Below are 14,173 nucleotides of genomic sequence, written 5' to 3'. Positions count from 1 at the left end.
CCTCAGGCGGCACTCTCGCGCACGGCGTATTCGGCATCGCGGATCGCGTCCGGCGTCCCGATATGCAGCCACAGGCCTTCCATCTGAACGCCGTAAAGACGCCCGGCTTCAATGGCCTTGTCAAAAAGACTGTTCATGGAGAACGGCCCTTCCGGGGCATCTTCGAACAGGCGCGGGTGCAGGATGGTGGCGCCTGCATAGGCAAAGGGCGTGACACCCTTTTCCAAGCGCCGCGTCAGGGCCCCATCCTTGGCCATGTCGAAATCGCCACGGCCGGAATAGCCTACCGCCTTCACCGTTTCGGCGACCAGAAGCAGCGCGTCCATGCGGCTCTCGTCCCAGGCTTCGATCATATGTTCGAGGTTCGGCTTGACGCCTTCGATCCAGTAGCAGGTATCGGCATTGAGCTGGAAGAAAGGCTCCCCACCCAGCAGTGGTAGGGCCTTCTTGATGCCGCCGCCGGTTTCCAGAAGCTGTTCGCGCTCGTCGGAAATCAGGATTTCCATATCGGGGCGGCGACGGACGTGAACCTCGACCAGATCTGCAAGGTAATGCACGTTGACGACACAGGACTCCACACCCGCAGCGGCGAGCCGGTCCATGCCGTGGTCGATCAGCGCCTGGCCGTTGACCTCTATCAGCGGCTTCGGCGTCGTCGCCGTCAAGGGGCGCATACGCTTGCCGAGGCCGGCGGCCAGGATCATGGCTTTGGAAGGGCGAAACCGCTTGTCTGTCATATTCAATCTCAAATGTGCAGCCGGTTGAACGCGGCGCGTTCAGTGCCGGTAGCGTGCGTACCAGTCTTTCAAATCCGACAGGAACGGCCTGTCAAGCGCCCGGTCGAGATAGCCTAACATGCGCGGCAAATGGCTCAAGTAAGCCGACTTGCCATCGCGCTCGGCCAGGCGAACAAAGATGCCGAGGATCTTGGAAACCCGCTGCGCTGCCATGACCGCATAGGCCCTCGAGAAGCCTGCTTCGTCGAACTCTGCAGACTGCATTTTTCTTGCCGACACATAGGCATCGTTAAGCTCGGTTTCCAGAGCGATGTCGATGTCCGTGCGGGCGTCCAGCAGCAGGGAGGCAACATCATAGGCAACCGGTCCATAGACCGTGTCCTGGAAATCGATCAGGCCAACCCTGTCAGTCCCTTGCGCCCCTTCCTGCCACAGCAGGTTTGGCGAATGGAAATCGCGCAAAAGCCACCCCATCTGGGCATCCCTTATGCCTTCCAGCGCATTCCGCCAAAGCCGTTCGAATTCCGAGCGCGTGGTCTCGTCCGCGGGCTTTCCGGTCACCTTCGGAACATACCAGTCCAGAAACAGGGCTGCTTCGGCCACAAGCGCGTCGGATGAATAGTCCGGCACCTGATAATGCCCACCATCGGCGAGCGAGACCGTTTTCGGCCAGACCTCACCATGCATCTTCGCCAGAACGTCGACAGCGGCAAGGTATCTTTCGCGCACCGGTTTGCCGTCTACCACGATGGTTTCCCGGCCTAGGTCGGACGACAGGATCAACCCGTTGTCCAGATCGCTTGCCAGAAGGTCCGGAGCGCGAAGGCCATGGTTACGGAGTTCCGTTCCCACGGCGACAATCGCCCGGCAGTCCCGTGCCAGATGGACTTTTTCCATGTAGGAGCGGACCGCTTCCGGCACTGCGTCTCCGTTAAACGGCCAGCGCATCAAAACGGCCGTCGAAGTTCCTGTCGTGACTGTCTCAAACGTGCGCAGGGACGCATCACCCGCCAGAAAACGCCGCTCGGCCTCCGGTACGCCTGCCGCGCCCAGAAAGGACCGCGTTGCAAGACTTTGCCCGATGCGGCTCGGCCAGAGGGGATCGTCCGAATAGAGGCTGAACCGGCGCTGGTCTTCAGCTTCTGTCGGCTGGGTGATCTGGATCCAGAGGGCATTGCCGGGCAGCAGATCATCCGCCTTCTCAGGCCATTCGATCAGCGCGGCGCCCGTTTCCAGAAGATCGTCCAGTCCGAGTTCTTCCAGTTCTTCCGGCTCTTCAAGGCGGTAGAGATCGAAGTGGGAAAGATCGAAACGGTCGAATTCATAGGTCTGCACGAGCGTGAAGGTCGGGCTCGGCACTTCCAGTTCGGGCTCGCCGGCAAAGGCGCGGATGAGGGCCCGGGTAAAGGTGGACTTGCCGGCGCCCAGATCGCCCGAAAGGCAAATGACATCACCGGGCTTCAGGACCATCGCGATGTCGTTGGCAAGGCGACGCGTGCCGTGTTCGTCGGCGATGTCGATTGTCTGAAAGGCGTCCGACAGGGCCTGCAGCTGGTGGTCTGCCATTCGGCGCCCTACTCGGCAGCCGCCTGGTCCGCCAATTCGGGCCGCGCGGGGAAGACGCAGGTCACAGTCGTGCCCTTGCCTTCGGCGGACTGAATGTCGACCGTGCCGCCGTGCAGTTCGACGAAGCTCTTGACGATGGCAAGGCCGAGGCCCGCACCCTGGCGGCGGGATCCGGTGTCATGCCCGACAAAGCGGTTGAAGACCTGGGTGAGGATTTCAGCGGGAATGCCGTAACCGTGATCCTGAACGACAAAAGTCACCTTGTCGTCTTCGCGGCTGCAGGAAACGTCGACCACGCCGTCTGGCTCGGAATAGCGCACGGCGTTGGAGATGAGATTGAACAGAACCTGACGCAGGCGCTTTTCATCGGCAACCATCATGCCGATATCGTCCGGCACATGGGTGCGCAGGTTGATGCGCGCTTCGGCGATCCGGTCCTTCAGCCCTTCAACGGCTGCCGCAACCGTCGGCGCGACATCGACTTCGCCCAGGTCCAGCTCCATGATGCCGGCATCCAGAGTCGCCAGATCCAGAATGTCGTTGATGATCGCCAACAGCGCCGAGGAGGAGGACTGGATATAGTCCGCGTATTCGCTCTGCTTGTCGGAGAGCTCGCCGAATTTCGGATCGGCCAGCAGTTGGGCAAAGCCGATGATGTTGGTCAGCGGTGAGCGCAGCTCATAGGAAACATGCTGGATGAAGGCGTTCTTGATCTGGTCGGCCTGTTCCAGCGCCTCGTTCTTTTCCAGAAGCGCCCGCTCGACATTGACGCTGTCGGTGACGTCTACAAAGGTCACCAGCGTGCCGCCATCGGGCAACGGAACGGTGGCATAGTCGACGACATCGCCGTTGTGGCGTTCCAGACGGCTGACCTTCTGGGTGCGATTGTCGAGAAGTCCCGTCACGTTGCCGGCAAGCTGTTCCCAGGCATCGCGCTCGGTTTCGCTGAGCGTGCAGGCGGAGACGACTTCCTTGACGTGCGGAAGTTCGGAAAGCTGTTCCTCTTCCAGACCCCAGATACGGCCGAACGCGGGGTTCCACAGCCGCAGGCGGCCATCGGACCCGAACACGGCGACGGCTTCCGAAAGATTGTCGAGGGTTTCGCCCTGAACACGGGTCAGCGCATTGTAGCGGCTTTCCAGATCGAGCTGCTCGGTGACGTTTTCATAAATATAGGTAACGCCGCCTTGCGGGTGCGGGTTGGCGATGACGCGCAAGGTGCGGCCATCGGGAAGATGCCACCAGCTTTCGCGCGCTTCCAGCGACTGGTAGCTCTCCATCATCTTGTTGCGCCAGACGCGATAATCGGCCTGTTCCGGGATCTTGCGCGCCGCGCGCAGGGCATCCAGAACCGCGCTGTCTTCCGGCCGGCTTTCCAGGAATGCGGGATCGAGATCCCAGAGCTGACGGAAGGCGGCATTGTAGAACTGTAGCTTGCGGTCGGCGCTGTAGATCGCAACGGCCGCGGCCAGCTGATCAAGCGTACGGCCGTGGAATTCCTCCGCTCGGCCGAGTTCCTTCTGCGCCTGTTCCAGTTCGCTGATATCTACGGCAATGCCGGCTCCACCGACATTCGCGTTGACATCGGTCACCTCAAACACCCGGCGCTCGCCGGAGGCGACAATCGGGATGCGTGCGTTGAAACAGCCATCTTCTGTGCGCTGCACGGCCATTGCAGTGCGCGCGGCAGCATCAAGGAAGGTCGCGCCCTCCTTGATCGCCAGATCGGCGTCGGTCATCTCGACCGCTTCGGCATAGGCCTGGTTGGCCCAGATCAGATTTCCTTCTGCATCACGCTGCCACGCAGGCGCCGGCATGGCATCCAGAAGCGCGTGCAGCATATGCAGTTCGCCCGAGATCTTGGCGTTGCGGGCAGCAAGTTCCGCCTGCATCTGCCGCTCGCCGGTCAGATCACGCAGACGCAGCACGACAGCGCCGCCGGTGGTGCGCCCAAGCGCTTCCACATAGGTGCCGGTGCGGGTCTTCAAGGTGGCGATGAAGGCTTCGCCGGTGCGGAACAGCATGTCCAGATGTCGTTCCAGATCACCTGCGCATTTTGCCGTCAGCCAACTGCCGAAGGCCAGCAACTGTGCCGGTGGGCGCGGCACGCCGGATTTTTCGGGAAGAATGCCCCAGATTTGCGGCATGGCACCGTTGCCGGTCCACACGATCACGCGCTGCTCGTCAGTATTGAGCATTGCCTCCAGGCGATCGACCCGGAATTTCAGATCGCTCTTTTCCTTTTCCAGCGTGTTCGTCAGCTGAGCGGACTGTTTGCGATGGCGCACGAGAGCGACCGATGCGGTGACCGCAAAGGCGCACATTCCGCCTAACGCACCGAAAAGAATCATGTTATCGGGAGAAATGGCAGCAGTCGTGTCGGCGAGCATGTCGGCTGCCGCCGAACCGCAGGACAGGCTCCAGCCTGCCAGCGCCGTTCCGCTGAGCTTCACCGATTTCAGACTCCAATCTCGCCACGCCGCGCGTTTCCGCGCGCCGTCCCTGCCGCTTGTCGGCATATTGTGATCCCCTTGTGCCGCTTTGCCCTGTTCTTGCGGGCCGCAGCTCCCGGTTTCTGGGAGCAAATCAAAGACATCCGCCTCGTGGCCTTTGATTCGCCTAAACCATAACCTTTTTGAGAATCGCGCAGAAGAGTCCGTTATTGAAAAGTTAACAGGACCCTTAAAATTAAAGGGTCCTGCATTTTTTTGTTCACAGATGCGAATCGCAGCGATCACCACATCTAGTGGGCCACCTGACCGAAATCAGTATTTGTAGTGCTCCGACTTGAACGGACCAGCCTTATTAATCCCCAGATATTGAGATTGCTCGTCGGACAATTCGGTTAACGTGACACCCAGTTTTTCGAGGTGCAGACGGGCAACCTTTTCGTCCAGATGCTTCGGCAGCACGTAAACTTCGTTCTGGTACTGATCACCCTTGGTGAAGAGTTCGATCTGCGCCAGAACCTGGTTGGTGAAGCTGGCGGACATGACGAAGCTCGGGTGGCCGGTGGCGTTGCCGAGGTTCACGAGGCGGCCCTGCGAGAGCAGGATCATGCGCTTGCCGTCCGGGAACACATACATGTCGACCTGATCCTTGACCGGGCGGCACTGGGTGTTCTTCAGCGCGGCAACCTGGATCTCGTTGTCGAAGTGGCCGATGTTACAGACAATCGCCATGTCCTTCATGCCACGCATGTGGTCGAAAGTGATGATGTCCTTGTTGCCGGTCGCGGTAACGTAGATATCGCCTTCCGGAAGCGCCTGTTCGATGGTCTTGACCTCGAAACCGTCCATGGATGCCTGCAGTGCGCAGATCGGATCGATTTCAGTGACGATCACGCGGGCACCGGCACCAGCCAGAGACTGCGCGGAGCCCTTGCCGACGTCGCCGTAACCGCAGACAACGGCAACCTTGCCCGACATCATCACATCGGTACCGCGGCGGATGCCGTCCACCAGGGACTCGCGGCAGCCATAACGGTTGTCGAATTTGGACTTGGTGACGCTGTCGTTGACGTTGATCGCCGGGAACGGCAGCTCGCCCTTTTTCTGCATCTCATAAAGACGCAGCACGCCGGTGGTGGTTTCTTCCGAAACGCCCTGGATCAGCTCTTTCTGCTTGGTGAACCAGCCCGGGTTGGCGGCCATGCGCTTCTTGATCTGCGCGAACAGGCACACTTCCTCATCGGACTTCGGGTTCTCGATCAGACCGGTTTCGCCGGCTTCGACCCGTGCACCGAGCAGGATGTAGAGCGTGGCGTCGCCGCCATCGTCGAGGATCATGTTCGCACCTTCGGGGAAGTCGAAGATCTTGTCGGCATAATCCCAGTATTCTTCCAGGGTCTCGCCCTTGGTGGCGAAAACCGGAATGCCGGCGGCTGCGATGGCAGCGGCGGCCTGGTCCTGCGTGGAATAGATGTTGCAGGAAGCCCAGCGAACTTCCGCACCCAGCGCGACCAGGGTCTCGATCAGAACGGCGGTCTGAATGGTCATGTGCAGGGAACCGGCGATGCGGGCCCCCTTGAGCGGCTTGGAGTCACCGAATTCGGCGCGGCAGGCCATCAGGCCCGGCATTTCGTGCTCGGCGATCTCGATTTCGGTGCGGCCCCAGTCTGCGAGCGCGATGTCTTTAACGATGTAGTCGGTCATGAATATGTCCTGCTGTTTTGAGCCAGCTTCAGGCGCAAGGCCCCTTGAGTGCCGCCGCCTTCTCGTGAACCGGTGCCGATAGTGGCGCCAGGGGCGAGCGGCAACCGAAATCCGGAAAGCTCCGGAAATCGTTGGATGGGGTTATAGCGTCAGCAGGGTTATCACGCAATAAAGATATAAAGAATTCTTTATATCACCTGCCCAGGTCAAGACCAATAGAGATCCGCACGCGACGGTGGCATGCCCGAAGGCCCCTTGGTGCGGCGTGTCGCGACCGTCTGGAAGATGCCGATGGTGCCGCGTTCGAAGCCAAGCGACACGCCGACGAGATAGGCCACCCACAGGCGATACTTGTGCTCACCGACCTCGGCGACGGCCGCATCCTTTGCCTTCATCAGGTTTTCAGCCCACAGGCGCGTCGTGCGGGCATAGTGCTCGCGCCAGGCTTCCACATCGTGAACCTCAAAGCCGTGGGCTTCCAGATTGGTCAGCGTCCAGCCGATATGATCGACCTCACCTCCGGGAAAGATGTAGCGCACGAGCGTCTGGTATTCCGCCTTCTTGCGGCGAAACTTTTTCAGATCCTTCTTGCCCCGCCGCGTGATCGCGTGATGCAGGTAGATCCCGCGCGGTTTCAGCAGGCGGCGGACATGACGGTAATAGTCGTCGTGATTGTCGATGCCGACGTGCTCGAACATGCCGATCGACGAAATCTTGTCGAATTGCCCGCTTTTCAGGTCGCGATAATCAATGAGTTGAACCGAGACCCTGTCCTCAAGGCCGCGCTCACGGATGCGCTCCTCAGCCAGTTTAAGCTGCTCCTCGGCGAGCGTAACCCCGAGCGCGCTAACGCCGTAATGCTCCGCCGCATGGCAGATCAGAGCCCCCCAGCCGCAACCGATATCCAGCATGCGGTCGCCCGGTTGCAGCCGCAGCTTGCGGCAGATCATGTCGAGCTTGTCCTTCTGCGCCGTTGCCAGATCGTTCGACCAGTCAGAAAAATAGGCGCAGGTATAAAGCATCTCCGGATCGAGAAAGAGCCGATAGAAGTCGTTGGAAACGTCGTAATGGAACGCGATATCGCCCTTGCGGCTACCGGAACTCCGATCTGCCGTCTGGCCCGCATCCAGCCCGTCGGGGTTGGCATCAGCTTTGCGGCCCGATCCGCGCAACAGGGAGAACCCCGATTTCAACAGCAGCATCTTGTTGAGACGCTTGCGGATCTCCCGGCTCTTGAGTGTTGGCCGCTTTTCCGCGAAGTCGAAAATACTGCCTCCACGCGGATCAACGTCGCCATTGGCGTAAAGATCGATCAGTGTCTTGAGTCCGGGACGGCGCAGAAGACGCGTCAGGGCCGTCTCCGAAAAAGCAAGCCGCAGCCCGTCCGCGGGCGCATCGGCCGGCACCCGGGATCCGTCCCAGAGTTCAAAAGCGAATTGAAGTTCCAACGCCTCATGGACGTGCGTCAGTGCAGTGCGCGCAGCGGAGATCAATCGGTCCTGAGTGTGGCTCGCCATATCGGCTCCCCGTTCGGTTTGGAAAGGTGTGGCCGATGCCCGGAATTCACTCGATCGACCGCAGCGGAAATATGCGCTACCTGGCTGCCGCGCGAAACGTCATGATCAATCTTCTTCGCCAAACCCGCTTTCGACGAGCTCGGCAATCGCCGTCATCGCGTCGTCCGCGTCAGCGCCGGTAACACTGACCGTGATATAGCACCCCGGGCTGGCGGCAAGCATCATCAGACCCATGATGGACGTCCCGCCAACGGTCTGACCGTCCTTGGACACCTGGACGTCGGCTTGGAATGTTTCCACCAGCTTTACAAGCTTGGCGGAAGCTCTGGCGTGGAGGCCACGCCGGTTGACGATCGTCAGGTCTTTTTCCAACACGGTCGGCGCTGTCATTATTTTTTTAGTTCTGCCCCGACAAGACCTGGCTGGCGACCGAGATGTATTTCTGGCCAGCCTGGCGGGCTTCGTCGACGGCATCGGCCAATTCGCGGTCGCCGCGCACACTGGCGAGCTTGATCAGCATCGGCAGGTTGACACCGGCCACCACTTCAACGGATTTGCTGTCCATCACGGAAATCGCGAGATTGGAAGGTGTGCCACCGAACATGTCCGTCAGAAGTACGACGCCCTTGCCGGAATTGGCAGCTTCCACAGCGGCCAGAATGTCCTGGCGCCGCTGCTCCATGTCGTCATCCGGACCAATGGAGATGGTTTCAACCTGTTCCTGTGGACCGACAACATGTTCGAGCGCTGCTTTGAATTCCTCGGCAAGGCGCCCGTGCGTAACAAGTACAAGTCCGATCATGCGTCAGTTAGCCTGATTATCGAGTGCGTTAAGCTCAAGACCCCAAAAGAGATCCGGGAAGAGCCGGGCGTTTATCAGTCTGATGCACTCTCTTCAACAGCTTCGTCAGTTGCAAGCAAAAAACGCCCCTGCCACCTCAAATATAATCCGGTCCTTTGGGGAAAAGTGTACGCAAAGCCCAGCGGATCAGGCGCAGACTATGCGCCGGATCGTTTTGCGGGCACACGATCACCGGCAGTTGCACGCCATCAAGGACGACATGCCCCAGAGGCTGTTCCGGCATCCGCTCGATGGTTTCGGCAGAGGTCAGCTCGATGGCCAGGTGAATTTGCGCGCCTGGCGCAAAAGGCGCTTCAACGACACCGAAGCCCCGCACTTCCATCCGGCCTTCAATAGCCTGGGGCGCATGCGCCTGAAGACGTCCGTCAACCGCGGCAATGTGGGTGTAGTCGTCGGCCACCAGTTGTCCGAGATTGCCTTTGGCACGCGCCGCTTCGACCAGATAGTCTGCAAGGGAGGACTTGCCGCTTCCCGCTCCGCCCCGGATCAAGAGGCCGGCTGTTCCCACGATCACGCAATTGGCGTGAACGGCCGGAGGGGTCACTTGCTCCGTCCCGCCGGCAGATAGATCGTGAAACGGGCCCCTGCGATCTTCTGTTTGCCGTCCTTGCCGGGCACCAACCGATTTGTTGCATCGATGGTGCCGCCGTGGGCCTCGATGATCTGCCGGGTGATCGACAGGCCGAGGCCGGAATTGTTGCCAAAGCCCTCGCCATCCGGCCGGTCGGTATAGAAGCGTTCGAAAATGCGCTCGGTGTTTTCCGCGCGGATGCCGGGGCCGTCATCATCGACAATGATCTTGATCATCCGGCCGTCCCGGCTGAGGTCCACCCGAACCGTGCCCGTGGCAGGCGAAAAGGACCTGGCATTGTCGAGAAGATTGCTGACCACCTGACCAAGGCGAATATCGTGACCCTGCATCTGATAGGGTTTGGGGCCTTGAGCGTCGGCGACGGCCAGCTTGACGCTCGCCTCATCCGCTCCCGATCGCTGATTTGCCGCATCCGCCATGTTGCGCAGCAGTTCGGCAAGGTCGATCGGTTCGGCCTGGATCCGGGCCAGTTCCGCATCGAGACGGGACGCGTCCGAAATGTCGCTGATCAGCCGGTCGAGGCGGCGGACGTCGTGCTGGATCACCTCCATCAGCCGGTCCTGCGAATTCTTCGACTTGGCCAGCGGCAGGGTTTCCACCGCGCTGCGCAGCGATGTCAGCGGGTTCTTCAATTCGTGCGCGACGTCTGCGGCAAACTGCTCGATGGCATCGATCTTGTTGTAGAGGGCGTGGGTCATTTCCCGGAACGAGCGGGCCAGGTGGCCGATCTCGTCCTGGCGATCCGAGAAGTCCGGTATCTCTTCACGGGAGGTCGAGCCCCGCCGCACACGGTCCGCCGCGGCCGCAAGGCGCCTGACCGGGCCGGCAATGGTCCCGGCCAGAAGGATCGACAGAAGAATCGTCACGGTCGCGGCAAACAGGAATACTCGGATGATGGCGATGCGTTCGGCGCGCACGATGGCGTCGATGTCGCCCCCCTGCGTCGACAACAGCAGGGACCCAAGCACCGCCCGGAACCGCTGGATCGGCACGGCAACGGAGACGATCAGTTCGCCCCGCTGCGAGATCCGCGTCACGCTGGCCGGCGATCCGGCAAGCGCCGCCTCCACTTCGGGATAGGCGCGGCCGTCACCGCCGCCGACGTCCTGATAAATCGGCAAGTCACCCTGGCGCAGCCAGCGCTTGACCCATTGCCAGGCAGAATCCCAGAAGCCTTCCTCCTCCGCCGTGGGAGGCGGCAGATCGAAGCGCAGGATCTGGGCGCTGGTATAAAGGTGGCGGCTGTCGAGAATAAGGATGCCTTCCGGATCATAGATCCGGGCCCGCGTCTTGGTCGGCGAGATCAGACGGCGCAGCACGGGACCAACCCGTTCCGGATTGATCGGAAAATCGAGGCTGTCGAGATCTTCCTGGGTCGGAGTGATGCTTTCGCCCGCCTGCAGCTGCAACAGTCGCTCCGGGTCGACGGTGATCGTGCCCGTGTCGACGGTGGCCGAAGCGGCAATGGCCCCGGCAATGATCTCGCCCTGGGTCAGAAGGCTTTGCACCCGGGCGTCAATCAGACCGGCGCGAAACTGGTTGAGATAGAGAATGCCGATCACCAGTGCCAGCAGACCCACGAGGTTGATGGCGATGATCCGCCGCGTCAGCGACGACAGCACATAGGTCCCGAAGATTCGGCCCAACTGGTTGAGCAGGCGGCGGCGGATGCGCTTGTTGCCGAGACGGCGCAGACGGGAACGTTCCGAACCATTCTGAGGTTCAGAGGCACCAATCTCTTCCGCGCTCTCGCTTTCCACCGCCATTCGGACTCACATTAGATCAAAGGCTGCTCAATCCAAACAGATTGAACAGCCAGAAGCGATCGTTTCCAGACTTCACCGGGCCTGACACTTGGGCAGCCCGCTTCAGACTTCCCGGAAACGGTAGCCGACGCCGTAGAGGGTTTCGATCATGTCGAAGTCGTCGTCCACAACCTTGAACTTCTTGCGCAGCCGTTTGATGTGACTGTCGATGGTGCGGTCGTCCACATAGACCTGATCGTCATAGGCGGCATCCATGAGCGCGTTGCGGCTCTTGACGACGCCCGGGCGCTGCGCGAGCGCGGACAGGATCAGGAATTCGGTTACGGTCAGTGTGACGGGTTTGCCGTTCCAGGTGCAGGTATGGCGCTCCTGGTCCATCACCAGCTGGCCCCGTTCCAGAAGCTTGTCGGCATCGTCGCGCGGTGCGGATGCATCGCGCGGCTGCGCCCGGCGCAGCACCGCGCGCACACGCTCGACCAGAAGCCGCTGGGAGAAGGGTTTGCGTATGAAATCGTCGGCGCCCATCTTCAGGCCGAACAACTCGTCGATCTCGTCGTCCTTGGACGTCAGGAAGATCACCGGCAGATCGGAGTTCTGGCGCAGGCGGCGCAGCAGCTCCATGCCGTCCATACGAGGCATCTTGATATCGAAAATTGCAAGTTCCGGCGGGTCGCTCTGCAGGCCGTCGAGCGCCGATGTACCGTCGGTGTAGGTTTGAACGCGATAGCCTTCCGCTTCCAATGCTATAGAGACCGAAGTCAAAATGTTGCGGTCGTCATCGACCAGGGCAATTGTCGGCATGCTTTATTTTTCCATTTCCGGCAACGCACCGATGGCGCGCATCGGCATTAATGTAACACACAGCCTTTGGCCTGCTAAATGCGCATAAATTAAGGCAGTCCGCCCGCAGGTAAGCTTGCAGGACGCAAAGACCGCCCTGCCGGCTGCATTGGTGGGGATCTGCGCAAAAGATTTCAAGAGACCAATTGGACGTCAAGTCTCCGATATCATCGGTCTGGTTCAGGCGAGTCTGCACATCAGGCGCGAATTGGACGCATTTTCTTTCGTCTCGACCGACAATTCGAACATTCCGAAAGTTTCGGATTTTAGTTTGGTGTCCAAATTAATCATTGGCAATTTATTGGTCATTTTCAATCGATTAAACAATTACATAGCCCCTTTTGTAGTCTTGCTGCCGTTTGGTCATTCCACTACGTTCGCAGCCCTCACAGCCAGATTTAGCTTTTCTTAACTTTCTCTGGCCGTGACCAGTAACTAGCCCCCATCACGAGGACTGCGGGAACATGCAAGAAGTAGGCGTCAGGAATCCTTCAATCGGTTGCGAAACTTTCGGCTTCAAGGGCCTGAAAGCGCTCTATTGGAACCAGAATGAGCCTGCTCTTTATGAATTTTCCCTATCGCGCGGCGAGACGCAGCTGGCTGCCGGTGGCGCCATTGTCGCGGAAACAGGCATCCACACGGGCCGCTCGCCGAAGGACAAGTTTGTTGTTCTCGACGAAGAAACCCGCGACACGGTCTGGTGGGACAACAACGCGCAGATGTCGCAAGCCAATTTCGACGTGCTCCTGGCCGATTTCCTGGCCCATGCGGAAGGCATGGAGCTGTTTGCGCAGGATCTTTACGGCGGTGCCGACGCGACCCACAGTCTGCCGGTGCGCGTCTTTACTGAGTATGCTTGGCATTCGCTCTTTATCCGCAACCTTCTGCTACGGCCTGAAAGCGCCGAGCTGGAAGGCTTCACTCCGGACATGACCATCATCGATCTGCCGAGCTTCAAGGCGGATCCGGCACGGCACGGCTGCCGCTCGGAAACGGTGATCGCCTGTGATCTGACGCGCAAGATCGTCCTGATCGGCGGCACCTCCTATGCGGGTGAAATGAAGAAATCCGTCTTCACCATGCTCAACCACCTGCTGCCGGCCAAGGGCGTCATGTCCATGCATTGCTCGGCAAATGTCGGCGACGACGGTGATACCGCCGTTTTCTTCGGCCTGTCCGGCACCGGCAAGACCACCCTTTCCGCTGACCCGTCCCGCACGCTGATCGGCGACGACGAGCACGGCTGGAGCGAAAGCGGCGTCTTCAATTTCGAAGGCGGTTGCTATGCCAAGACCATCAAGCTTTCCGCTGAAGCCGAGCCGGAAATCTTCTCCACCACCCAGCGCTTCGGCACCGTTCTTGAAAACGTGGTACTGGACGAAAACCGGGTGCCGGATTTCGACGACAGTTCAAAGACGGAAAACACCCGCGCCGCCTACCCGATCCACTTCATTTCCAATGCCAGCGACACCGGCTGCGCGCCGATGCCGAAGACGATCATCATGCTGACGGCCGATGCCTTCGGCGTCATGCCTCCGATCGCGCGTATGACACCGGCCCAGGCAATGTATCACTTCCTGTCCGGCTACACCGCGAAGGTGGCCGGCACGGAAAAAGGTGTCACCGAGCCACAGGCAACCTTCTCCACCTGCTTCGGTGCCCCGTTCCTGCCTCGGCATCCGTCCGAATACGGCAACCTGCTGAAGGACCTCATTGCCAAGCACAACGTTGATTGCTGGCTGGTCAACACCGGCTGGACCGGCGGCGCGTACGGCACCGGCCACCGCATGCCGATCAAGGCGACCCGCACATTGCTGACCGCCGCGCTCAACGGCAGCCTGAAAGAAGCCCAGTTCCGCACGGATGCGAATTTCGGTTTCGATGTTCCGGTTTCCGTCGAAGGCGTGGACGATAAGATCCTGACCCCGCGCGAAACCTGGGCAGACAAGGATGCCTACGACGTACAGGCCGCCAAGCTGGTGGAAATGTTCGTCAAAAACTTCGAGACTTTTGAAGACCATGTCGATGGTGCGGTGCTCAATGCAGCGCCCGCCGTGCACATGGCAGCCGAATAAGCCCGAAAAAAATATCCCACACAAACTTGACGGCCCCTCCCTGTGAGGGGCCGTTTTTTCTTGT

At 60.0% G+C, this 14,173-nt stretch carries 11 protein-coding genes; 1 reads left to right on the top strand and 10 read right to left on the bottom strand.

What is annotated here, in order from left to right:
• Window positions 1-2: 2 nt before the first annotated feature.
• The 10 genes from FMN63_RS01780 to FMN63_RS01735 all read right to left on the bottom strand — a co-directional run bounded on the left by FMN63_RS01780 (window position 3) and on the right by FMN63_RS01735 (window position 11,995).
• Window positions 3-737, bottom strand: coding sequence for a nucleotidyltransferase family protein (locus tag FMN63_RS01780; RefSeq protein WP_148582224.1), 735 nt, complete (start codon window positions 735-737; stop codon window positions 3-5).
• A gap of 39 nt (window positions 738-776) precedes the next feature.
• Window positions 777-2,303, bottom strand: coding sequence for a tRNA (adenosine(37)-N6)-threonylcarbamoyltransferase complex ATPase subunit type 1 TsaE (gene tsaE / locus FMN63_RS01775; RefSeq protein ID WP_148582223.1), 1,527 nt, complete (start codon window positions 2,301-2,303; stop codon window positions 777-779).
• A gap of 8 nt (window positions 2,304-2,311) precedes the next feature.
• A complete protein-coding gene (locus tag FMN63_RS01770) occupies window positions 2,312-4,756 on the bottom strand; it encodes a PAS domain-containing sensor histidine kinase (RefSeq protein ID WP_148582222.1) in 2,445 nt (814 codons plus the stop codon).
• Between the two features lie 312 nt (window positions 4,757-5,068).
• Window positions 5,069-6,457: an adenosylhomocysteinase gene (gene ahcY, locus FMN63_RS01765; RefSeq protein WP_148582221.1), complete on the bottom strand. Its 1,389-nt coding sequence runs from the start codon at window positions 6,455-6,457 to the stop codon at window positions 5,069-5,071.
• A 206-nt stretch (window positions 6,458-6,663) separates the two neighbouring features.
• Complete coding sequence (locus FMN63_RS01760; protein ID WP_148582220.1) at window positions 6,664-7,974, bottom strand: SAM-dependent methyltransferase; 1,311 nt, start codon at window positions 7,972-7,974, stop codon at window positions 6,664-6,666.
• A gap of 105 nt (window positions 7,975-8,079) precedes the next feature.
• Window positions 8,080-8,364 carry an HPr family phosphocarrier protein gene (locus FMN63_RS01755; protein ID WP_148582219.1) on the bottom strand — a complete coding sequence of 95 codons (285 nt, stop codon included), beginning with the start codon at window positions 8,362-8,364 and terminating at the stop codon, window positions 8,080-8,082.
• A 7-nt stretch (window positions 8,365-8,371) separates the two neighbouring features.
• Window positions 8,372-8,776: a PTS sugar transporter subunit IIA gene (locus FMN63_RS01750; RefSeq protein WP_148582218.1), complete on the bottom strand. Its 405-nt coding sequence runs from the start codon at window positions 8,774-8,776 to the stop codon at window positions 8,372-8,374.
• 136 nt (window positions 8,777-8,912) lie between these two features.
• Window positions 8,913-9,380, bottom strand: a complete 468-nt coding sequence (locus FMN63_RS01745; protein ID WP_148582217.1) for an HPr kinase/phosphorylase — start codon at window positions 9,378-9,380, stop codon at window positions 8,913-8,915.
• Entirely contained in the window at window positions 9,377-11,194 is a 1,818-nt protein-coding gene (locus FMN63_RS01740; RefSeq protein WP_148582216.1) for a sensor histidine kinase, read from the bottom strand. The genes FMN63_RS01745 and FMN63_RS01740 overlap by 4 nt, the downstream gene beginning before the upstream one ends.
• Before the next feature lie 102 nt (window positions 11,195-11,296).
• A complete protein-coding gene (locus FMN63_RS01735; RefSeq protein ID WP_148582215.1) occupies window positions 11,297-11,995 on the bottom strand; it encodes a response regulator transcription factor in 699 nt (232 codons plus the stop codon).
• 503 nt (window positions 11,996-12,498) lie between these two features.
• On the opposite strand from FMN63_RS01735, the gene FMN63_RS01730 reads away from it, so the two are divergent.
• Complete coding sequence (locus FMN63_RS01730; RefSeq protein WP_148582214.1) at window positions 12,499-14,109, top strand: phosphoenolpyruvate carboxykinase; 1,611 nt, start codon at window positions 12,499-12,501, stop codon at window positions 14,107-14,109.
• The last annotated feature ends 64 nt before the right edge of the window (window positions 14,110-14,173 follow it).

Origin of the sequence: Stappia sp. BW2 (assembly GCF_008107695.1) — a bacterium.
In the GTDB taxonomy this organism is placed as follows: Bacteria; Pseudomonadota; Alphaproteobacteria; order Rhizobiales; family Stappiaceae; genus Roseibium.
The sequence above is the reverse complement of the archived record's forward strand: the minus strand, read 5'-3'. Positions and strand labels throughout refer to the sequence as shown.

Excerpts from the sequence above, each read along its gene's own strand:
- FMN63_RS01780 (WP_148582224.1), bottom strand. The coding sequence starts at position 737 with ATGACAGACAAGCGGTTTCGCCCTTCCAAAGCCATGATCCTGGCCGCC.
- tsaE (WP_148582223.1), bottom strand. The coding sequence starts at position 2,303 with ATGGCAGACCACCAGCTGCAGGCCCTGTCGGACGCCTTTCAGACAATC.
- ahcY (WP_148582221.1), bottom strand. The coding sequence starts at position 6,457 with ATGACCGACTACATCGTTAAAGACATCGCGCTCGCAGACTGGGGCCGC.
- FMN63_RS01760 (WP_148582220.1), bottom strand. The coding sequence starts at position 7,974 with ATGGCGAGCCACACTCAGGACCGATTGATCTCCGCTGCGCGCACTGCA.
- FMN63_RS01755 (WP_148582219.1), bottom strand. The coding sequence starts at position 8,364 with ATGACAGCGCCGACCGTGTTGGAAAAAGACCTGACGATCGTCAACCGG.
- FMN63_RS01750 (WP_148582218.1), bottom strand. The coding sequence starts at position 8,776 with ATGATCGGACTTGTACTTGTTACGCACGGGCGCCTTGCCGAGGAATTC.
- FMN63_RS01740 (WP_148582216.1), bottom strand. The coding sequence starts at position 11,194 with ATGGCGGTGGAAAGCGAGAGCGCGGAAGAGATTGGTGCCTCTGAACCT.
- FMN63_RS01735 (WP_148582215.1), bottom strand. The coding sequence starts at position 11,995 with ATGCCGACAATTGCCCTGGTCGATGACGACCGCAACATTTTGACTTCG.
- FMN63_RS01730 (WP_148582214.1), top strand. The coding sequence starts at position 12,499 with ATGCAAGAAGTAGGCGTCAGGAATCCTTCAATCGGTTGCGAAACTTTC.